The organism is Pseudomonas sp. LBUM1653 (assembly GCF_059716115.1).
On sequence record NZ_CP166803.1, the window covers coordinates 2,266,547 to 2,287,038 of the forward strand.

The window sequence follows — 20,492 nt, forward strand, 5'->3', positions numbered from 1 at the left end:
ACCGCCGAGCAGGGCCCGGGGAGGGAGAAGTAAGTCATTATTGTTGTTTTCCTGGAGGATGAAGTCAGTAGCGAGGGGGGGCCTCGCTACCTCTTTGCGTTTGGATCAGGCCTTGCTGAGTTCGGCACCCGGTTGCACTGGGGCATTGGGCCGCAGTTGCAGCAACACGGCGGCGGCAATCACGAACACCACGGCAAACACCCCATACAGGTGCAGTGGCTGCCAACCGCTGTCCAGCAACAGGCCGGCGACGGTCGGCGAAAGGATCGCGCCGATGCGCCCGATACCGATGCCCCAACCGACCCCCGTGGTTCGCACTGAAGCGTCGTAAACAATCGGCGACAGTGCGTACAAGCCCGCCACGCAACCGTTGGCGAATAGCCCGATCAACAGACCCAGGCCGAGTGCCATTGATACCGATGAAGCGGCGCCGACGAACAGCACCAGCAGGCCCGCGGTAATCAGCATGAACAGCGACAGCACCCGGGTCAGCCGCCAGCGTGAGGCCAGGCCGCCAATCAGCGCGGCGCCGAAGATACCGCCGACGCTCAGCAGCACGCCGCCGCTGATGCCTTGCTGTGCCGATAGCCCTGCCGAGACCAGCAGCTTCGGCGTCCAGCTCATCACGAAGTAGAAGCCGAACATCACCAGGAAGAACAGCAGCCAGATCAGCAGGGTGGTGCGCCGTGAATCAGGCGAAAGCAACTGCGCCAGGCGCCCACGGCCGGAAATCGGCGCCGAGATGGCGGCGGGCAGTTCGCGCAGTGCTGGCTGGCCGAGGCGGGCGGCCAGTCGATTGATGCGGGCCAGGGCATTCTCGGGGCGGCGGGCGATCAGGAAGTCCAGGGATTCAGGCAAGTACAGCAGCACCAGAGGAATCACCGCCAGGGTCACGGCGCCTCCGAATATGAACACCGAACGCCAGCCAAAATGCGTCAGCAGCCACACCGACAACAGCCCGCCCAGGGTCGCACCCAAGGCATAACCGGTGGATTGCAGGCTCACCGCCAGCCCCCGCCAGCGTTTGTTGGCATATTCACTGGCAATCACATTGCTGCTGGCCAGGATCCCGCCGATACCCAAGCCGGTCAAACCACGCAGCAGCGCCAGTTGCACCGGCGTCTGGCTCAAGGCCGACAACAGCATGCCGGCCCCTGAGAGCAGCAGGCAAAGCAGAATCAATGGCCTGCGACCATAGCGATCCGCCCACGGCGCAATGAACAGAGAACCCGCCGCCATGCCAAACAATCCGGCACTCAACAGCAGCCCGATCTGCGCGCCGTTCAAGCCCCATTCGGCGGACACGGATGAGGCCGTGAAGGCCATCACCAGCACGTCGAAGCCATCGATCATGTTCAGGACAATACAGATGCCAACGGCCAACCACTGGAAGTGCGCCATGGGGCGCTCATCTACCACGCGCTTGAGATCGACACTCATGGCTGCCCCTCGAGAAGAGGCTGGGTAAAGGCAAAGCGAGAAAGACTCGCGTTGCTGGGTGCAAGCCGAAGCTCGAGCCCGATTGAGAAGTCATTCATCCCGAAACCCTTGTTATTTTTATGAGCGGGCAGGCGCTGTACCTGACACCGTACAGTGCCAGTCAATCAATATATGGATCCATTGAAAAGTGGGTTTAGATGGTTGTTTATCGATAGTTTTCAAATATCGTAACAAAATCGTTATAAATCAATAATTTAGTGTATTTAATAAAGTGTTCGATTATCGGGCGGCTTAGATATTATTTAATAAAGGATCCATTGAGGTGGGTGTGAGTTCGGTACAACGCACAATTCTGGCGCCGACGAAGATCCAGATCCCTATTTTGCTTTCGTTTTCATTTCCGTTCTTATTTGAGTCCCGGGCACGAAAAATTGATTGGGATCATCGGCCTTCTTCAGGTCGACCAAGGCTCGGCAAACGCAATGGGAGAATTGTTCCCGCAACGTTTCTGGGTCTTGCCAGGCCATGGGTGATGCTTGGGTTTTCTGTCCCTCGGCCGTTTTATAGCAGACACAATTGTCGAGTCGGGTGACGCCGTTATCACTCTGACAAGCAGTGGTAAGCAAAGAGATCGCGATGAGCATGACGATGCGTTTCATTGGCTCCTCTCCGAGGCTGTTGTGAAGGGCTGGGTTTGAATAGACCGCCCGACAGTAGAAGGAAGCTTAGCTGTCATTTCCCATCGCTCCATCCATTGCCAGCCTTTGGTTGCGGATTCAACCGGGCGATGCAACAGAGTGGCTTTCAACCCATTGAGCTCACTGATCTGGAGGAGGCCCTGGCTGGGCCACACTGGCTCTCAGCGCTTTGGCTACCTGGGTTTGAATCTCGTAGGCGGGCGCCTCGACGGCTGTGTAGTCACGGGTGTAGCGAGTGGCAAACTCGCTGACGCCCCATTGCTGGTACTGCTGCACGTGCTTCAACTCATGTGCCCATAGCGCGACGTTGTTCAGCGCATCGTCCTGACTGCGAAAGACGATGATGTCTACAAGCGTGACTGCATTGATATCGGGATTCTGCAGCATGGTGTTTGCGGCGTTCAACTCTTCATCATCGCCGACCTTGTAGCGGGCCGAATCGAGTACCTGGATGTCGTAGTAGGGTTCGAGCTGGGCGCGGATATTCAGCGGGATGGTCCGAACATCGCCGGTTGCCGCGGTGTTGCGCGATTGAACGATCCAGTTCTCTAACCCAGCGGCCGCTATCTGGTTCATGTTTTCGAAGATCTCCCCGGTGTCCTCTTTGGAGCCTGGAGCACAAAAACAGGCGACCACACAAACCTGGTACTGGCCTTCCGGGCAGGCGAAAACAGTAGACGAAGTGCCAACGCACAAGAGCGGAATCGCCAAGCGCAAAACTTGACGTAGGAAGACAGCTGACAATGGGGTCTCCCGCAGGTAATGGTGATTTGGCAGGAGCATCTCGCGTCGTTGTCCTGTCACGTTTTCGACCGCTGTAACGACGTTCGATTCCCTGGACCTTTGGTTTTTTCAGACCATTGACCCCGAAAGTATGAATGAGAATACCTATCAAAAGCTGGTGATACGGTATACCATGCGCCGCAATTTTATTGGCATGTATGCCGTCCCATTTGGCTATTCTCTCAAGGCTTCCTAGATGCGTCGTACTCTGCTGTCTATCTGTGTCCTTCAGGCGTTTTCCACTTCCTCCTGGGCGGAGCAAGCGACAACCGCTGCAACCGGTCTGGAGTTGCAAGCGACCGACATCGTTGGCACCGCTGACCTTGAAAGCGCCACGGGGCCAGTGGACGGCTATCGAGCGACCCGTTCTGCCAGCGCAACACGTACCGACACTTCGATTCACGAAACTCCCCAGTCCATCAGCGTGGTGACTAAGGATGTCGTCGAGGACATCAGTGCAACGAGGTTGCAGGACGCGCTCGATTACGCCGGCGGTGTGGGACGGGCCAATAATTTCGGTGGCCAGGGGCTGACCACCTTCACGGTGCGTGGCTTTACCACCGGTGAGTTCTATCGCAACGGGTTCCCGATCAACCGTGGTTATCCGAACATGCCGGATGCGAACAGCATTGAGCGGCTTGAAGTATTGCGCGGCCCTGCGACCACTCTTTACGGCCGAGGCGATCCTGGCGGCACGTTCAACGTGGTCTCCAAGCAGCCGCTGGCCGAGCGCACCGTCACGCTGGGCAGCCAACTCGATGATCAGGGAATGCAGCGTGGCACGCTGGATGCCTCTGGCCCGCTCGACGAAGAGGGCCGCCTGGCCTATCGCCTGAATGTGGTGGGAGAGGGCGGTGATACTTTCCGCGATCACGTGGAAACCGAACGTTATGGCGTGACGCCCGTTATTTCGTGGCAGGCCACCGACGACACCAAGGTGATCTTCGAAGGCGATTTCATGCGCAACAATCACCCGCTGGATCGCGGCCTGACACGCTATCCGAATCAGATTGGCACCGCGTCGCGCGACACGTTTTTCGGTGAAAAAGACGTTGGCAAGTTGCACAACGACAACAACATGGCCCAGCTGCGTTTCGAGCACTTCCTGAATGACAACTGGACATTGGGCGGTGGTTTTCAGTGGCTCGATGGCACCTTGCAGGGCAACGCCATTGAAGCGAACGGCGTCGCTGCCGACGGCCGCACGCTGGGGCGCAACTTCAACTACCGCAAGCTGGAGTGGACGGACAAGGACACCCAACTGAACCTCACCGGGCATTTCTCCTACGGTGGTTTCGATCACACCTTGCTGACCGGTGTCGAGTACGAGGATTACGACTACAAGTCCATCATCCAGCGCTCCAGCGGGGCGGTGAGTGCCTACCCGATCGATATCTTCAACCCGGTGTATGGCCAGCCGCGTCCAACCCTGACCCGCACGCCGACTGACGACAAGGAAAATCTCAAGACCTACGCCGCCTTCGTCCAGGATCAGGTGGCGTTGACTGAGCGTTTGAAAGTCTTGGCGGGTGCCCGTTTCGAGCGCTTCGAGCATGACTACGAAACCTTCGTGCCGGGTGGCAGGAGCTGGGAAGCGAGCGACAATGCGGTGACGCCACGTCTCGGCGTGCTGTATGACCTGACCGATACCGTGGCTGTTTATGCCAATACCGCACGCTCTTTCAAACCCAATAGCGGGGCCAGCCGAGAGGGTGGCGGCTTTGACCCGGAAAAGGGCAAGTCCTATGAGATGGGTATCAAATGGGAAGCGCTGGATCGTCAGCTGAGTGTGGACGCGGCGATCTACCAGATTGAAAAACGCAACGTCCTGACCACCGACCCCGTGGACTCGACCTTCAGCGTGGCGGCTGGCGAAGTACGCAGCCGTGGCTTTGACCTGAACGTGGCTGGCAATGTAACCCCGGAGTGGCGGGTGATTGGCGGCTATGCCTATGTCGATGCCGAGGTCACCAAGGACAACGTGATCGAGCCGGGCACCCGGCTGATGAACATTCCGAAGAACAGCTTCAGCCTGCTCAACGTTTACGAATTCCAGGATGGCAATCTAAAGGGGTTGGGTTTGGGTGTGGGTGGCAAGTACGTCGATGAACGTGCAGGCCAGACGGCGAACACGGCCTTTTCGATGGGCAGTTACACCGTCGTCGATCTGCTCAGCTTCTACAAAATCAACGACAAGGTCAGGCTGAATCTCGATGTGAAGAACGTGTTTGACCGAGATTATGAAGAAGGCGCCTTTGGCAATGTCTATGCCTACCCTGGTGCGCCGAGGACGGTTCAGGTCGGTATTTCCTACACGTTGTAACTCAACGGGATGTAGCACATTCACTCGCCCGCCGCGTCGCTGGGCGGGTGAGTGAGCGGGTCAAGACCCCTGGTCACGCCTGATGGCGCCAGGCGTTTCTGCCAATCGCCACCATGGGTGCGTTGGCACTCCTCCTCAGAGTCGAATCGGACAGTATGATCCGAAGGCTCCAGATCGATGTTTGCCTCGTTCAGCGCGATTGCCGTCAGCTCGAGAATCCGCACTTTCGCGTTAGCCTGGGCGAGCTTTTTGTCGGCCAGCGTTTCGAATACCCAGGTCACCTTCAGCGTTTGGGCAAGTGCGTTCAAATCAGCCGTATGGGTGAGCCAGGTAAAACCTTTGATTTCAGATTTTGCTGTTTCGCAGGCGTCGGTCAGTGTCGCTATCAAGCGGCGCTCGATCCGTGCAAGTTCACGTTTGCCCAAGGGCATGGCGGGCTCCTTTGGAGATAAAAAAATGGGAGGTGCTCTGCATGGGCAGACAGTAGCGAAGAGTGTCGGCACTGATCGAGCCTAGCGCTCTTGATCAACCGGCATCAGGGTTTTCCCGCTCTGCTTGAGCCACAAACCAAAGTCGCGCATGACGCTGACGACGGGCCGCAACCGGTTGCCTTCCTCGGTCAGCTCGTACTCCACCTTGACGGGAACTGTCGGGTAGACCGTGCGCTTTACCAGGCCGACTTCCTCAAGTGCCCGCAGGTCCAGGGTCAGCATCCGTTGCGAGATGCCCGGGACATCTCGGCGCAACTCATTAAACCGCTTCGGTCCGTCGAGCAGATAGGACACCAGCAGTAGACGCCATCGGCCACCTAGCAGGCGCATGGCTTCCTCCACGGAACAGCCCGTCACATTCTTCTTCATGGCGTTTTTCCAGGGTATGGCAGGTATATTTTATGTACCTAGATGATAAAAAAGTGCCTTCTTCCATTTATATACCTTATCCCTAAGATGGTCATTCATCACTTTCTGGTGATGTAACGGACCCATTAGGAGATCGCTCGTGAAGCTTTACTACATGCCCGGCAGTTGCTCCCTTTCCCCGCATATCGTGATCAATGAACTGGGGCTTGATGTCACGCTGCTCAAGGTTGATCACCGCAATCACAGGGTGGACGGTGACGTCGACTATTACGAGGTAAATGCCCTCGGCTATGTGCCGATCCTTGAGTTGAAAGATGGAACCAGGCTTCGGGAAGGTTCGGTGATCGTGCAGTATCTGGCCGACCAGAAGCCCGAATCGGGATTGGCTCCCGGCAATGGCACGCTGCTACGGTATCGGCTCCAGGAATGGCTGGGTTTTTTGTCGTCGGAGATTCACAAGGGCTTCATTCCTCTCCTGTATGCCGGGCTGGCGGGCAAGTATGTGGACACTGCCAGGCCCAGGCTGGAGGCGCGCTTTGGGTGGATAGATCAACAACTGGCTGACCGTCAGTTTCTGCTTGGCGACACGTTCACGGTCGCCGATGCCTACCTTTTCGCCCTGACGGGATGGGGGCAGGCGCACTGGCTGACTTCATACTACAAAGCCGGCATTCATTTCGACGACCTGAAGAATCTCCAGGCCTGGTACGGCCGGGTGCGTCAGCGCCCTGCTGTGCAAAAGGCACTGCAGGCAGAGGGACTGGCATGATGATGAGACGCCAAGAGGCGCTGCTGTGTTCAGGTCCCCTTTTCCGACAGTCAAACCTCCTCTTAGGCCCCATTGTGTGTCCGGGGCCTAGCGGCCAATTGCGAGCGGGGCGTCAAGATGGCCAAGGCAACCGCCACGATGAAGAGCGCCGGCACGTCACCTGCCAAGTGCCCCATTTGCCCCGGCTGGGAGACCGCCTGGACGGCCATGATTCCTCCGTGTACGGCGCTAGACCACACGGTGAACCAGATTAGGCTCAGATTGGCTAATGGATCACGAGCGGCCAGGATCAAGAACACTCCAAGTGTGGCGTAGATGCCAACGATCATCATCGGGTAGTCCGAGTGACCGACGTGCCAGGCCCAGCCGGACGGCCAGAACAACATAAGTGGGTAGAGAGCAAGGCACGCAAGGCCAGCCAAAACTAGAACGACGCGCAAATACCTGAGGCGATCGACTACGGTCATGGCGGACTCCTCTTTGGGCCTAACCGGTACGTGTCAAGGTACCTGTCGCCTTCACGGGCTTGGTGGATAACATTCCTTGTTCTGTCGTCTAACCCCTGACTAGGCCGGGCGATAGCTACCGGTGAGCGTGGAAGTTCGGTTGAGCCATTCCCCGCCCGGCGTATTCCGGATTTTGCGCCCTACGGTACTAGCGATGGTTGCGATAGCGTTCGGTCAAGGACTGCACGCGGGTGACGTAGGATTGCGTCTCGGCGTAGGGAGGCACCCCGTTGTACTCGACCACGGACGCTTCGCCGGCGTTGTAGCCTGCCAACGCCAGCACCTGGTTGCCGTTGAAGCGCTTGAGCAGCCAGGCCAGGTAGCGCACGCCGCCACGAATGTTCTGTCGTGCGTCGAACGGATTGTCCACGGCGAAACGCTCGGCGGTGGCGGGCATCAACTGCATCAGCCCCTGGGCACCGGCTACGGAAATGACGTTGGGGCGAAACGCCGATTCGGCATGTATCACTGCGCGGACCAGCGCCCTGTCGACACCATATTGACCCGAAGCGGCTTCGATCTCACGCCGATAGGATTGGGTGTCCAGGCGCAGTGAGGCGACCTTGAAATCCTTCGGCGCCATGCACAGATAGCAGCCCTTGATGTAATAGAGCTCAAGGACATCGACCCGTGCGGAGATCCCGACGGGGCGCCGGCTCACATATTGACGAACACCCCTGTGGACGAAGGTGTACACCCGAACCCGCACCGCGCCTGAGTCGTCGTTCCGCACAACCCGTGGCTGGGCAACAGTCTTGGCGCCGATACTGGCGCCCGCCATGTCATTGAGGCGAGTGCAGCGGGCGCTGGCGATGGCTTGGCTGGTGTAGCTGATGGTTCCGTCGCCGGCCTGGCACTTGAACATGGCGCTGGCGCACAGTGGAGTGACCAGCAAGGCCAGCTCGATGCAGCCAAGAAGGCTCTTGCGAGCCCATCGCCATGCACTGGAACTCATTACATCGCTCCGCGCCGCCGGCGCCGATCAGGCCTGGAGCGCCTGGCCCGGGCGCTGCCTTTGGAGGGCCTATTCCGGGTGACCCGCCTTTTGTTCTGACAGTTATACCCCTTGTAACCGGCCTTGGAACTTGCGTTGACGTACGGGCTGCCGGCGTTCCCGGGCGAAGCGCAGGCTTGATTGCTCGCACGACGCGACGTTCCGGCTTGCCCGGGCGTGAGTGCTGTGTCATTCAGGACGCCTTCGCGAGCAGGCTCGCTCCCACAGTGAGCGTGGGCGGTCCGACAAAATCCCTGTGGGAGCGAGCCTGCTCGCGAAGGCGGTGGGAAGGGCGGCATGGAAATCCCGTGCCGCCCCGGTTTTTTAGAAGAAGCCCAACGGATTGATGTCGTAGCTCACCAGCAGGTTTTTAGTCTGCTGATAGTGGTCGAGCATCATCTTGTGGGTTTCACGACCGACACCGGACTTCTTGTATCCGCCGAACGCGGCGTGCGCCGGGTACAGGTGGTAGCAGTTGGTCCAGACACGACCGGCCTTGATCGCGCGGCCCATGCGGTAGGCGCGGTTGATGTCGCGGGTCCAGAGGCCGGCGCCGAGGCCGAACTCGGTGTCGTTGGCGATGGCCAGGGCTTCGGCTTCGTCCTTGAAGGTGGTGATGCTCACCACCGGGCCAAAGATTTCTTCCTGGAACACGCGCATTTTGTTGGTGCCCTTGAGCAGGGTCGGCTGGATGTAATAACCAGTCGCCAGGCTGCCCTCGAGTTTTTCTATCTTGCCGCCGGTCAGCAGCTCGGCGCCTTCGCCCTTGGCGATTTCCAGGTACGAAAGGATTTTGTCGAATTGCTGCTCGGACGCCTGGGCGCCGACCATGGTGTCGGTGTCCAGCGGGTCGCCACGCTTGATTTGCAGGACCTTCTTCATCACCACTTGCATGAATTCGTCGTAGATCGACTCTTGCACAAGGGCGCGGGAAGGGCAGGTGCAGACTTCGCCCTGGTTGAAGAACGCCAGCACCAGGCCTTCAGCGGCTTTTTCGATGAAGGACGGTTCGGCCTGCATGATGTCTTCGAAGAAGATGTTCGGCGACTTGCCACCCAGCTCCACGGTGGACGGAATGATGTTCTCGGCCGCGCATTTCATGATGTGCGAACCGACCGGGGTCGAGCCGGTGAAGGCGATTTTGGCGATGCGCTTGCTGGTGGCCAGGGCTTCGCCGGCTTCTTTGCCGTAGCCTTGCACGATGTTCAGCACACCGGGTGGCAGCAGGTCGCCGATCAGTTCGACCAGCACGGTGATGCCCAGCGGGGTTTGCTCGGCAGGCTTGAGCACCACGCAGTTGCCGGCGGCCAGGGCCGGGGCGAGTTTCCACGCGGCCATCAGGATCGGGAAGTTCCACGGGATGATCTGCCCGACTACGCCCAACGGCTCATGAAAGTGATAGGCCGCAGTGTGTTCGTTTATTTCGGCCGAGCTGCCTTCCTGCGCGCGAATGCAACCGGCGTAGTAGCGGAAGTGGTCCACGGCCAGCGGGATGTCGGCGTTGAGGGTTTCGCGCACGGCTTTGCCGTTGTCCCAGGTTTCGGTGACGGCCAGCAGTTCCAGGTTCTGTTCGATGCGGTCGGCGATTTTCAGCAGCGCTAAAGAACGAGCCTGCACCGAAGTCTTGCCCCAGGCATCGGCGGCGGCGTGGGCAGCGTCCAGGGCCTTTTCAATGTCTTCAGCCGTGGAGCGCGGGAATTCGGCAATGGGTTCGCCATTCACGGGCGAGGTATTGGTGAAGTACTGACCTTTGACAGGCGCGACGAACTCGCCGCCGATGTAATTACCGTAACGTGCCTTGAAGGAAACGATGGCACCGGGAGTGCCAGGGTGGGCGTAGTTCATGGTGGCGTTCTCTTGTTATTTTTGGTTGTGACCGTCCTTGGGACGGCCACTGTCAATTGCGCAAGCCCAACAGGGTCAGGAGCCCTGAGGGGTTTCTCCACGTGCCAGACGAGCATTGATGTCTTCGATGACCGCCGGCAAATCAACGATGGTGTCGATCAAGTAGTGCGGGCGTGAGCCTTCGAACATCTTGATGATGCGCGCGCGTTCCTCGGCCAATTCCTCCAGGGACAAATCCTTGAATTCTTCATAGGTCAGGCCCAGTGCATTGCCGGAGCAGGTCAGCGCGACGGTCCACATCCCCGCGCTTCGACCTTCGAGAATGCCGGGCCAGGTGTCATCGACCTTCACGCAGGCGGCGACGTCGCTGATCCCCAGCGCAATCACGTTGGCCAAGGCTTGCGCCGGGTGCGGGCGCCCATTGGGCACTTCGTCGGTCGCCACCACGTGGTCGGTGACATAGCCATTCTTGCGCGCCAGCTCCACGACTTTTTCCATGACCACGGCCGGGTAACCGGAGCAGGAGCCGATTTTCAGGCCCTTGTCGCGCAAGCCATTGATGGTATCGAGCGCACCGGGAATCAGCGCCGAGTGCAGGGCGATCTTTTCGATCTGCAGCGGCATGAAGCGCTCGTAGAGGGCGGTGACATCATCATCGGTGGGCAACCGGCCGAAGACGGCATGGTAGCGGTCGGCAATCTGTGGCTCGTTGCACAGCGTGCGGATGTGGTCCCACTTGCCCATGCCCATCGGCCCGCGAGCTTCCTGCAGGGAAACCGCAACGCCGAACTCGGCAAAGGCTTCGACGAAAATCTGGGTCGGTGCAAAAGAACCGAAATCAACGACGGTGCCCGCCCAGTCCAGAACCACGGCTTGCAATTGGGAAGGTTGTTTGTAGTGCATGATGATTGCTCCAGTGATGGAATGAGTGATGAGTTCGGGTTCAGGAATTGGTGCCGACAATGACCGGTTGCAGCGCAGGCGAGGTCAGCTCGTTGTTTTCCAGCGTTTTCGGGCGACTGTTCCAGAATGGCACCAACATCAAACTGGCCAGAAGTGCAGAGCCGGTGAATACCAGGAACACGGTGATGGTGTCGAAGTAACCCGGCAGCAAGCCGCCGAGGACCGCACCTACCGAACCACAGCCATTGACGAAGCCTGCGGCGGAGGCCGCTCCATCTTTACTACCGAAGTCGATCGCCGCCGAGCCGCTGAGCATCGAGTCCGGGCCGTAGAGCGACAGGCCCATCATGAACAGCAGGCCGACCACGATGTAGAGGCTGCCGCTTTGCATGGCCGGAACGAACAGCGCAAGGCAGACGGTAAGGATCACCAGGCTAAGGACACAGACGGGGATACGACGGGCGCCGAAGTACTTGTCCGAGGCGATGCCGATGAGAATCGGACCGATCAGGCCAGCCAGTTCAAACGAGGTGGGGACGATGGCGGAGGCCACCTTGCCGATCTCGGGCATGCGTTCGTAGATGATCACCGGCCCCCACAGGAGGATGGCGTAGCGCGCTGGCTTGAGCATGAAGTAGGCGAGGCCCAGCACCAGCACGGTTCGATTTTTCATCACCGTGCGCAAGCCGGCCCACATGCTTTCGCGCGGCACCACGACATTGCTGACGGGTTCGATTTCGATCTCGACCGGGGGCAGGCCGACGTCTTCTGGTTTGTTGCGTTGCAGGAAAAAGAACAACACCGCCACCACCAGTACCACCACGGCGCTGCTGATGAACGCGAGGCGCCAGTCGTGGTAGTGGTTGTAGGCCCACCAACCGGCAAACGGTGTGGCGACCAGACCACCGAAGGCGTAGGAGGTGCTCCAGTAACCCAGAACGCGGCCACGTTCACTGGTGCTGAAGAAACTGCCGACGTTCTTGCACAGCCCCGACCAACCGGTGGACTGGGCAAGGCCCTGGACCAGCATGCAGGAGGCGAAAATCGGTAGGGTGGCGTAGGTACCCATCAGCAGCGCGGCCAGCGCCGAAATGACGAGCCCGCTCAGTACCACGACCCTTGGGCCGAAGCGGTCAGAGAAGTTGCCCCAAAGAAACTGTCCCACGGCATACGCCGTCAGATAGAGGGCGTCGAGATTGGCCATCATGGCTTTTTCGAGCATGAAGTCCGGGTCTTCGCCAATACCCAGTTTGGCGACAGAAAATGCCTTGCGGGTGAAGTAGAAGGCGGCATACGCCACCCAGGTGATGAGAAAAACTTGCACGCGCCAACGCTGGAGCGATTTCCAGCCAGTTGCGAGAGGACTTGTAGCGTTGTTGTTCATGGTGTTCTGATCCCGTATGTGGTGCCAGACAGCGCAAAGTAATGGATTTTGTTTTTGTTTTCGGTACAGAAAGTCTGTCCACGCACACGACATCGATGAGATGGCAGTGAGGTGGCATCCAGCTTTAAGCATTAAATTGACGCGGTCGCTGACGCTTGCCCGGCTCTACCTGGCGTTCAGTCAGCGAATCCATGTTGAAAAAAGATCCCTGTCCAAAGGTGCTACCCATTGCACCTGTGCTCGAATGACAAAGACCTTTAAAGGGGGCGGTCAGCCCGCCGGTAATTGCATGTCGACGTTCATCGCCACAAGACTGTCGGCGATGGCGCGCAGCAATTGATGGACGATGTATTCGTCGATCTGGCCGATACAGCCGATACGGAAACTGTCGGCTACTGTGAGCTTGCCGGGGTAGATGATGAACTGGCGGGCCTTGAGTTCATCGTAGAAACGCTTGAACTCAAAGTTCGGATGTTCCGGACTGAAGAACGTGGTGATGATCGGCGACAACCAACGGTCTTCGAGCAACGTTTTGAAGCCAAGCTTGCGCATGCCGGCGACCAGTACATCGCGATTGCGCGTGTAGCGTGCCAGTCGGCCATGCACGCCGCCTTCGGCCGTGTGTTGCTCCAGGGCTTTATGGAAGGCCACGACGCTGTGGGTCGGCGGGGTGAAACGCCATTGGCCGGTGCGCTCCATGTACACCCACTGCTCAAACAGGTCCAGGCTCAGTGAGTTGGCGCGGCCTTTGGCGGCCTCCAGCACGGAGCGGCGGATGATGACGAAACCGAACCCCGGAATACCCTCGATGCATTTGTTGGCAGAGGACACCACCACGTCGAACGTTATTTCATTGATCGTCAAAGGCACGGCTCCGAAGGAGCTCATGGCGTCGATGATCAGGCTCTTGCCATGCGCCTTCACCACATCGGCGATTTCGCGCAGCGGATTGAGAATGCCGGAGCTGGTTTCGCAATGGACGATGAAGACGTTGGTGACGTCCGGGTGCTCCTTGAGCAAGGCGTCGACTTCCTCGGGCTGCGGCGGCAGGTAATCGCCTTTGTCCAGGGTGATGAAGGCTCGACCGAGGTATTCCAAAGTCTTGGTGGCGCGTTGGCCGTAGGCCCCATTCATCAGCACCAGTGCTTTGCCGTCACGCGGGATGGCGGTGGCCAATGCGGCTTCCACCGAGTAGCTGCCGCTGCCTTGCAACGGCACGCAGGCGAAGCTGTCGTCCTCTACGCCCGCCATGCTCAGCAGGTTCTGGCGAACCTCGGCAGTGACTTGATTGAAGGCAACGTCCCATGATCCCCAGTCGCGCAGCATGGCTTCCTTGGTGGCCCTGGAAGTGGTCAATGGGCCTGGGGTCAGCAGGTAGGGTTCACCCAAGGCTGGTGTAGCCAGCGCTTGTGGGGTCGGGAATTCAGCTTTGGTCATGATCTTCTCCGGCGGTGTTGTTTTTGTTGGGGAGTGATGCATGGAGTGATCAAAACATCTGCGCAAAAATAACTGAAATCGATTTATCACATGTCACAAACAAGCTGAGCTTATGAGTGGAAACAGGGTCACGTTGCTCGATATCGCCAATCAACACTCATGCCATAACTGGACGGTTGAAACTCACAAACCCCGCTTGGCAGCCGCCAGGCGGGGTTTTCTATTTGTGTGCCAGGTAAGGCGCGTTGCGCGATAGCTCAATCAGTACAGCTGTGGTGGCCACGCTGATGATTTGGAGGTGAATGTCCTCTACAAACCCGGCAAGGGAGGTGGGTAGCCAACGGCTAGGGTGTCGCGAGTGACAGCAAATCTGAAGTAATCCCGAGGAGAAATCCTGGCCTGATGAAAAGCAATAAATCGACTTTGCAGCATAACCAGAACCGCCATATACGAGCCTGTACGTACGGTGGTGTGAGAGGACGGCGGCTGCGAAGCTGCTTCCTGCTCGACGGAATAATCTGATTCGTGGTTAGGAGGGTTTTACTACAAATGCGAGTTTGTTAAGAGTAATTAAATGACTGTAGGCACAATCTTACTCAATTTAAAGAAGTGTCTTACACCCATCAAAGAACGGGATTTCGACGTTTGTAAGTAGCTTCTGAAATTTCTATGAGGCATTGAAAAGTCATCCTTAACGGACTAGGTTTTAGGAGTCGTTATTATGAACTCGCCGCCATGCCAGAGCGCTACTAAACGTTAATTAGTGCTGGGTGTGGGTGGGGTGTGGTTGGGTGCTTCATTGGTTTGGCAGAAAGGTAATGAAGTTGTTGTCGATTTGGGCTTGTTCGAAAATAATTCGCAATTTGTACAGGGGTACGGCGCAATGACATTTCTGGTGAAAACTTCGCAATCAAAAATTTCTGATCAAGAGATCTCGGTTTTAGATGGAAGGGTTTCGATTCCAAAAAAATATTTACGAGATAAGGTGTTTTTGGAAAGTACGAGCATCTTGATTGTTTCAGGAACTTTGATTGAGGGTATTGGAACTATTCATTCTGATATTGATTGCATTGTTCTATGTGAAGAAAGGCCTCGAGCGAAGGATGTTGAATCACGTCAGCATGCATTGGTCACAGATATTAACTATCATTATCTCACTAAAAATGATGAAGTACACAACACTACCGATTTTTACGGCAGTACCAGCCTCCATATTGATACTGACTACATCACGTTTGCTGAGGTCGGTGAGATTGCTGCCAAGATAGAGAAGGCCTTTGATGAAATAATTTCTGACCAGCGGTTTTTATATAGTCCTGTGCTTTCGGAACGTGAAAATAACGTAGTTCATCGATCATTAACCGGGTGCGCATTAGAGAATGAATGTAAATTCGATAAACTAAAATCTACAATTCCTTTGCAAAAACACATTTATGTCGCTCACCGAGAAAAGCTTCCTGTGTTTTATGCATTCCAAGATGTTCAAGGCTGCTGGCAGTCGGGGAACCTCTGGATGGGATGCGAAGTCGCCCGGGAAATGATGCTAAAGACGACAATGAGCTTTACTTACTTAACAGGATTGACGAACAAGCATCACAAATGGGTTTACTCAAACATGTATAGAGTGAATGGGTTCGACGAAATCAGAAACAAATTTTTTATTTTGGCTAGAAAAGGCGCGGTTACGGAGAGCGAATGTCGGATATATATTGAAGAACTGCTTGAGTACATGGATTTAGTGTTTTTAGCAATCGAGGAGCTATTAAAGGAATGTAGTATATATCCATCTCTTCAAAAATCCCTCTCTGCCCTGAATGAGGAATTCACTAGTCGGAAACAGACGGACCACAAAATATCGACTTGTGAGTATTATTTCAGGAAAAAATTCTTTGCGGCGAAAGGAACTCCCTCTTTAGTTAATCTGCTAAAAGAGTGGGATTAAAGGAGGTCGTATGCGCGTAGAAATTAATTCCAGTCCTAGGATGACGGTGAATGTCGGCAGTTCGTCAATTAAGGTTTCAGTATTTAGTTGGATTGATAGGGTTGATATAAATATTAACTTTATTGGGTTGTTGACTCAGGTCGTAAAGGTGAGATATAGCAAGGGTTTAGGGCTGAAAGATGAGGCGTATAAGGTAAACATTGGAGATGATTTAATTAAAGCTGCTGATCTGGCTGTGCATAAGGTGAGTGATACTCTTGGATTATTGCAATGGTCCGACCCTAAACAAATTGGTCACAGAGTGAAGTTTGCGGGATACGGTCCCACAGTACAAGAAATCACTGCTCATCAGGAGCAAGTTTTAGAGTTCAATGATTACTTAAGCTCACGGCATAATTCACTTTGTCTTGCTGTGATCCAAGCGACCAAGAAAGTTTTTCCTGGTGCGGCACAACTAATGGTGAGGGATCATGCTGTGGGTGATTTTTCATTGCATATGGAGGGAAGAATTCCGTTCGAAAGTTCTTTCGTTAGAAGGTATGGATTATATTCAAGTGGCTATCATGGGCTTGCAATAAAAGCATGTCTGGAAGAGCTTGAGAGAAATTATAAAATATCTAAATATACAGGTGTGATCTGTCAGATTGGTTCTGGAGTAAGTGTTTCGACATTAGTTGATGGGGTGGTGAAGAGTAACTCCATGCAGTTCGCCGCGTGCGATGGTCCAGTTATGCATAATAGATCTGGAACGCAACCTATAGGTTTGGTTTTAAGAATGCTCAAATATGGATTGGATGCGCGCAGTCTATCGCGCATATATAACAGGGAAAGTGGAATATATGGGTTGGCCAATCTTCCTGCTGATAGCAATATTACTGTTGAAGATATACTTGGGGATGAGTGCTTGGAGGTGGAAAAAAATGCCTATTTATTGTCTAGCGCTACAGAGATATTCAAAGCCACCGCTATCTCGGGGGAAATGTCAAATTACGTATTTTCCGGTGGGTTGGCGATTAAACATAAATGGCTTGGTCCTGAGCTTTTGTATAGAGCAAAGGTAATAACGTTAGATTCGGCACGAACGTTAGTTCGGCGGTTTGAAAAGGATAAGATGTTTTTCGGGGAGGTACAAGGAGTTGGCGTTACGCTTGTTGATATTGATGAGCAAAGTCAGATTTGTAGGGAGATGGAAGGCTATAGTGTGCGCGATGCGAATATTAACTTATCAGCTTGGGCGTGTGAAGTTCCGGGGTCGTCAGTTGGTATTATTAAAAAGGGCGCGGAAGGTTGGCGGAAAGGAGCTATTTGTTTAAGTTTCAAAGATTCAATCTTTAGTTTCGATGCCAACAATTTACCAGAGGCTTTTATTTTTTTGGGGGAACATAGAGATGCCTTTTTTCTAAGGGCGGTATTTGCCAGAATGGTAAGAATCCCTGCGATTTTTATTGATATACATAATTTTGATGTAGGTTCATTTCTTAACAAGAAAGTCTTTATCGATACCCCAACCAATACGGTGGTTGAACTATGAAGCAGTTTGTTGATTTTATCTTTAATGAGTTGGGCGCCCGGCTAAGTATTGGGGATGCTACGTACGAGAGATGTGTTTCGGTTCTTGCAGAAAAGGGAGGTTTAGATGATGGGTGTAGTTATTTGTTCAGGCTAAACAAGTTTCTTCAGTGTGAAGATAACTTGGACGGCGATGAGGTTTGCGTTTTATGTATTTTAACGTTGTGTGAGTTAATGAGTGAAATAGTTGAATCTAAAGAGTTGTTTATAGCTGAAAGTGTTGAATGTAATTATCTTGAGTTAGGTCTTGAAGTCGCATTGAGTTTGCCAGGTGAGAATATTGAGTTTAACGATGTTCGCTGGCCTGCTTTTGGTTTTACTGGGGTGCATAGTGCTGGTGTTAGTTTCATTGATATGTGTGAGGTTCGCGAAAGAATTCAGAGGGGTTCGAGTGAATTTCGGAAAAGTAAAAAATCTCATCCGCTAGATGAGTTAAGCAGATGCTCGTCACTTTATGTTGATGTCCTGGCGCTGTTCTCTAGATTGGAGTGCCATTGTTAGAATTCTGAAAGAGGAGGGTTGCCATGAGAATTATTGAAGGTTTATTAGATATTCCTGTATCAAGACGATTAAACTACTTGAGCGCTGATAGGATCGCAGACTACTTCTATCAACAGGTGCTAAGTGCTCATGGATCATCAGGCAAAAACTCATTGGGCAGTTGTTTGATCTTTGTTTTTCTCATTTGTCGACCACGGTAAATCTTAGTATATGTAATAACTGGCTTAAGATGTTTGAAAATATTTACCTGGTTCCCAAGAAGTCCTCATTAAATTCGAATTTACTAATGCATATTAGCGATCCGACCCTGAGGGATCCCCACAAATCTACTCCAGCGCCTGTGCCTGTTGATGTACCTCGTTTCGCAACGCGCGCTCGAGCCTTTCCAAGGTTTTTCGAGATTTTGAGCCGCGTCCGCTGCGCCAGTACTCCAACCCCAGGCGCCACAGTGACAACACCCGCCGGCGTTTAAGGCTGTTGCTTTGAAAACGTTGTTCGTGACCTGCTTCACGGGCCTGTAAGCCGGTTAGACAGATGATGTAGTTGGCCAACGCCGAGATCAGTAACAGCACTTCAATACGGCGCGGGCAATGACTTCGATGACGAGTCACGCCAACGCCGAAGTGTTCGCTTTTTACATCCCGGAAGCCTTCTTCTATCTGCATCCGCTGCTTGTAGATGGCCACGATTCTCGATGGATTCCATTGACCCTCTGGCAGGTTGCTGGCCAATAACCAGGGTTCTCGTTCACGATTGGCCGATTGCCGGCTGAGTTTATTTTTGGCAATTGAGCCGGTAACACGCTGATGTTTTCGCCCCTTGGCCCGGTGCCTGACGCAGTACAAATGAATGAAGTGCGGCGCGCTTTGAGTCATCTCGATATGGCCCAGCGACTTCGGTGAGGACGACGCCAGAGCGTAGAGATTTTTAACCGGTAACCAGGTGCCCGAGGCGCTGCGGTAGAGGTCCCGATTACGCACTCGCCCCACGTAATACCAGCCTTGTGCTTCGACGGCTTTGATCCATGGCCGTCGAAACCCCGCATCAGCCACAAGGATCGGCACGCAGTCTTGGGGGAGCATTTCGGCCAACGTTTGCAGCAACCGTTTTTGATATTTCGGACAACCCTCGCGCTCATGGACGCTCTCATAAATGGGAAACGAACGTCCTGCCAAAGGGATGGCTGCGCGTAATAAAAAGAACTCTCCAGCCGCATCAATGGGTGACCAATCGACCAGGATCAACGGATGTCTCAGTGACCCCAGCAACGCTCGCAACATGACCCAGTAAAACAGCGAGCGCTCTGTTTGCAGATGGCGATTACCCAGCAGTCGATCTACTCGTTTGATGGCGTGTTTGGGATAGGCCTTGCCTGACATGAATCGGCCAAGCCCCGTCAAAGTGAGCCGACGTCCTCGAAGTAATGCGCTGACACAACACATTAATGTTTTCAGACGGCGAGAATGGACGGTGGGAAGTGCTTGGGCGAGCGCGCTGTGTAAGAATCGGATGGCCTGCATGGGATCGGGATCTTGTTTTTGTGTGGTGCAATACAAGCTGCCGACCCGTGCAGGTCTCTTCAATTCCTAACTTCTTGATTTGTTGTAAGAAAAATCGGGGATTTCTCAGGATCCGACCCGAATAATGAAAGCGCGCGACAGGAGCGCATTCGGTAAAACTGTTAAAGAAATCGAAAGTCTTATAAGTAAGTCAGATCTGCCAGTTATAATTTTTGATATAGGCGGTTATTTTGCTCCTTACATCGATGCTATATCAACTTCATTGGGTGAGCGGCTACTACTAGTGCTTGAAGATACTGCCAACGGCCATAAAAAGTATCAGTGCACTGAATATTTCAAGAAAGGGATGGGGTTCAAGTCGGTCGCATATGACTCCTACAAGATGGCAGAGAATGTAATGGTGGCAAATATTATTTTGTCGCATCTACCTTCGTTTGTTACAGATTGGTCGAAATATAAATCTGCATTGGTTGTTGGTTACGGCAGAATTGGGCGTTCACTTTGCTTCGGGCTTAGGGGAAGAGGTGTAACAAATGTCGTTGTTGTTGACTCAGATAAAGCTCGCCTGTTTATGGCGGCGACAGAGGGTTTTGAGGTTTTAACCCTTGCTGAGTTGGAGGGTTATGTTGGTTGTTTTGAATACTGCTTTTCTATGTCAGGGCAACAAGGTGTCACCAAGAAGGTAGTTAACGCCATAAGTGATAATGGCTATATTCTGGTTGTAACCTCTTATGACGATGAGTTTGATCAGGAGTTAATTGAGTGTTTTGAGAAGGGCGATGGTTCATCGATCGTGCTGGATGGAAAAAGGATAAATGTTGTTAATAAAGGCAGACCCATTAATTTATCAAGCTATGCTGCGTTTGATGCAAGGAATCTATCGCTTCACTTCATTTTCGGAAAGATTCTTTCCGCTTTTTTAATCTCATTAGGCCTGGATTTGTTCGCCGAGTGGGAGGGGGAGGTGTATTCAGAAATTCTTGGTGAGATACGGTAGCGCATAAACTGGGGAAGACAA

The 20,492-nt window shown here is 54.1% G+C and carries 18 protein-coding genes; 6 read left to right on the forward strand and 12 right to left on the reverse strand.

Features of this window, described 5'->3' with window-relative positions; all coding sequences use genetic code 11:
• Positions 1–105 precede the first annotated feature (105 nt).
• From ACA054_RS10265 to ACA054_RS10275, 3 genes are all read right to left on the reverse strand, one after another.
• On the reverse strand, positions 106–1,440 hold the full coding sequence (locus tag ACA054_RS10265) for an MFS transporter (RefSeq protein ID WP_497689280.1): 1,335 nt from the start codon (positions 1,438–1,440) through the stop codon (positions 106–108).
• Between the two features lie 377 nt (positions 1,441–1,817).
• Positions 1,818–2,099: a hypothetical protein gene (locus ACA054_RS10270; protein ID WP_497689281.1), complete on the reverse strand. Its 282-nt coding sequence runs from the start codon at positions 2,097–2,099 to the stop codon at positions 1,818–1,820.
• Between the two features lie 159 nt (positions 2,100–2,258).
• A complete protein-coding gene (locus ACA054_RS10275; RefSeq protein ID WP_497689282.1) occupies positions 2,259–2,714 on the reverse strand; it encodes an eCIS core domain-containing protein in 456 nt (151 codons plus the stop codon).
• Positions 2,715–3,117: 403 nt separating this feature from the next.
• On the opposite strand from ACA054_RS10275, the gene ACA054_RS10280 reads away from it, so the two are divergent.
• On the forward strand, positions 3,118–5,244 hold the full coding sequence (locus ACA054_RS10280; RefSeq protein WP_497689283.1) for a TonB-dependent siderophore receptor: 2,127 nt from the start codon (positions 3,118–3,120) through the stop codon (positions 5,242–5,244).
• 20 nt (positions 5,245–5,264) lie between these two features.
• Here ACA054_RS10280 and ACA054_RS10285 read toward each other — a convergent pair whose 3' ends face one another.
• Complete coding sequence (locus tag ACA054_RS10285; protein ID WP_497689284.1) at positions 5,265–5,675, reverse strand: hypothetical protein; 411 nt, start codon at positions 5,673–5,675, stop codon at positions 5,265–5,267.
• Between the two features lie 81 nt (positions 5,676–5,756).
• Positions 5,757–6,104, reverse strand: a complete 348-nt coding sequence (locus tag ACA054_RS10290; protein ID WP_497689285.1) for a winged helix-turn-helix transcriptional regulator — start codon at positions 6,102–6,104, stop codon at positions 5,757–5,759.
• Positions 6,105–6,243: 139 nt separating this feature from the next.
• Here ACA054_RS10290 and gstA point away from each other — a divergent pair, with 139 nt between their 5' ends.
• Complete coding sequence (gene gstA / locus ACA054_RS10295; protein WP_497689286.1) at positions 6,244–6,873, forward strand: glutathione transferase GstA; 630 nt, start codon at positions 6,244–6,246, stop codon at positions 6,871–6,873.
• A gap of 62 nt (positions 6,874–6,935) precedes the next feature.
• Here the strand turns inward: gstA and ACA054_RS10300 are convergent, their stop codons facing one another.
• From ACA054_RS10300 to ACA054_RS10325, 6 genes are all read right to left on the reverse strand, one after another.
• Positions 6,936–7,340 carry a DUF6632 domain-containing protein gene (locus tag ACA054_RS10300; protein WP_497689287.1) on the reverse strand — a complete coding sequence of 135 codons (405 nt, stop codon included), beginning with the start codon at positions 7,338–7,340 and terminating at the stop codon, positions 6,936–6,938.
• A gap of 187 nt (positions 7,341–7,527) precedes the next feature.
• Positions 7,528–8,334: a lytic transglycosylase domain-containing protein gene (locus ACA054_RS10305; RefSeq protein WP_497689288.1), complete on the reverse strand. Its 807-nt coding sequence runs from the start codon at positions 8,332–8,334 to the stop codon at positions 7,528–7,530.
• 363 nt (positions 8,335–8,697) lie between these two features.
• Positions 8,698–10,218 (reverse strand): acetaldehyde dehydrogenase ExaC, encoded by a 1,521-nt coding sequence (gene exaC / locus ACA054_RS10310; protein ID WP_497689289.1) that lies wholly within the window; start codon positions 10,216–10,218, stop codon positions 8,698–8,700.
• 75 nt (positions 10,219–10,293) lie between these two features.
• Entirely contained in the window at positions 10,294–11,121 is an 828-nt protein-coding gene (phnX, locus tag ACA054_RS10315; protein WP_138968062.1) for a phosphonoacetaldehyde hydrolase, read from the reverse strand.
• Between the two features lie 40 nt (positions 11,122–11,161).
• Positions 11,162–12,505, reverse strand: a complete 1,344-nt coding sequence (locus ACA054_RS10320; protein ID WP_497689290.1) for an MFS transporter — start codon at positions 12,503–12,505, stop codon at positions 11,162–11,164.
• A gap of 270 nt (positions 12,506–12,775) precedes the next feature.
• Positions 12,776–13,942, reverse strand: coding sequence for a 2-aminoethylphosphonate--pyruvate transaminase (locus ACA054_RS10325; RefSeq protein WP_497689291.1), 1,167 nt, complete (start codon positions 13,940–13,942; stop codon positions 12,776–12,778).
• A 787-nt stretch (positions 13,943–14,729) separates the two neighbouring features.
• Here ACA054_RS10325 and ACA054_RS10330 point away from each other — a divergent pair.
• Genes ACA054_RS10330 through ACA054_RS10340 form a run of 3 tightly spaced genes read left to right on the forward strand, consistent with a single transcriptional unit; the run spans position 14,730 to position 17,954 of the window.
• Positions 14,730–15,884, forward strand: coding sequence for a hypothetical protein (locus tag ACA054_RS10330; RefSeq protein ID WP_497689292.1), 1,155 nt, complete (start codon positions 14,730–14,732; stop codon positions 15,882–15,884).
• Between the two features lie 10 nt (positions 15,885–15,894).
• Positions 15,895–17,415 (forward strand): hypothetical protein, encoded by a 1,521-nt coding sequence (locus ACA054_RS10335; RefSeq protein ID WP_497689293.1) that lies wholly within the window; start codon positions 15,895–15,897, stop codon positions 17,413–17,415.
• Positions 17,412–17,954, forward strand: coding sequence for a hypothetical protein (locus tag ACA054_RS10340; protein ID WP_497689294.1), 543 nt, complete (start codon positions 17,412–17,414; stop codon positions 17,952–17,954). The genes ACA054_RS10335 and ACA054_RS10340 overlap by 4 nt, the downstream gene beginning before the upstream one ends.
• Positions 17,955–18,280: 326 nt before the next feature.
• Here the strand turns inward: ACA054_RS10340 and ACA054_RS10345 are convergent, their stop codons facing one another.
• Complete coding sequence (locus ACA054_RS10345) at positions 18,281–19,474, reverse strand: IS4 family transposase (RefSeq protein WP_497690272.1); 1,194 nt, start codon at positions 19,472–19,474, stop codon at positions 18,281–18,283.
• A gap of 124 nt (positions 19,475–19,598) precedes the next feature.
• Here ACA054_RS10345 and ACA054_RS10350 point away from each other — a divergent pair, with 124 nt between their 5' ends.
• Entirely contained in the window at positions 19,599–20,471 is an 873-nt protein-coding gene (locus ACA054_RS10350; protein WP_497689295.1) for an NAD-binding protein, read from the forward strand.
• Positions 20,472–20,492 lie beyond the last annotated feature (21 nt).

What these genes read in the sequence shown, in the direction of transcription:
- ACA054_RS10265 (WP_497689280.1), bottom strand. Translation starts at nt 1,440, where the DNA reads ATGAGTGTCGATCTCAAGCGCGTGGTAGATGAGCGCCCCATGGCGCAC.
- ACA054_RS10270 (WP_497689281.1), bottom strand. Translation starts at nt 2,099, where the DNA reads ATGAAACGCATCGTCATGCTCATCGCGATCTCTTTGCTTACCACTGCT.
- ACA054_RS10275 (WP_497689282.1), bottom strand. Translation starts at nt 2,714, where the DNA reads ATGAACCAGATAGCGGCCGCTGGGTTAGAGAACTGGATCGTTCAATCG.
- ACA054_RS10280 (WP_497689283.1), top strand. Translation starts at nt 3,118, where the DNA reads ATGCGTCGTACTCTGCTGTCTATCTGTGTCCTTCAGGCGTTTTCCACT.
- ACA054_RS10285 (WP_497689284.1), bottom strand. Translation starts at nt 5,675, where the DNA reads ATGCCCTTGGGCAAACGTGAACTTGCACGGATCGAGCGCCGCTTGATA.
- ACA054_RS10290 (WP_497689285.1), bottom strand. Translation starts at nt 6,104, where the DNA reads ATGAAGAAGAATGTGACGGGCTGTTCCGTGGAGGAAGCCATGCGCCTG.
- ACA054_RS10300 (WP_497689287.1), bottom strand. Translation starts at nt 7,340, where the DNA reads ATGACCGTAGTCGATCGCCTCAGGTATTTGCGCGTCGTTCTAGTTTTG.
- ACA054_RS10305 (WP_497689288.1), bottom strand. Translation starts at nt 8,334, where the DNA reads ATGAGTTCCAGTGCATGGCGATGGGCTCGCAAGAGCCTTCTTGGCTGC.
- exaC (WP_497689289.1), bottom strand. Translation starts at nt 10,218, where the DNA reads ATGAACTACGCCCACCCTGGCACTCCCGGTGCCATCGTTTCCTTCAAG.
- phnX (WP_138968062.1), bottom strand. Translation starts at nt 11,121, where the DNA reads ATGCACTACAAACAACCTTCCCAATTGCAAGCCGTGGTTCTGGACTGG.
- ACA054_RS10320 (WP_497689290.1), bottom strand. Translation starts at nt 12,505, where the DNA reads ATGAACAACAACGCTACAAGTCCTCTCGCAACTGGCTGGAAATCGCTC.
- ACA054_RS10325 (WP_497689291.1), bottom strand. Translation starts at nt 13,942, where the DNA reads ATGACCAAAGCTGAATTCCCGACCCCACAAGCGCTGGCTACACCAGCC.
- ACA054_RS10335 (WP_497689293.1), top strand. Translation starts at nt 15,895, where the DNA reads ATGCGCGTAGAAATTAATTCCAGTCCTAGGATGACGGTGAATGTCGGC.
- ACA054_RS10340 (WP_497689294.1), top strand. Translation starts at nt 17,412, where the DNA reads ATGAAGCAGTTTGTTGATTTTATCTTTAATGAGTTGGGCGCCCGGCTA.
- ACA054_RS10345 (WP_497690272.1), bottom strand. Translation starts at nt 19,474, where the DNA reads ATGCAGGCCATCCGATTCTTACACAGCGCGCTCGCCCAAGCACTTCCC.
- ACA054_RS10350 (WP_497689295.1), top strand. Translation starts at nt 19,599, where the DNA reads ATGAAAGCGCGCGACAGGAGCGCATTCGGTAAAACTGTTAAAGAAATC.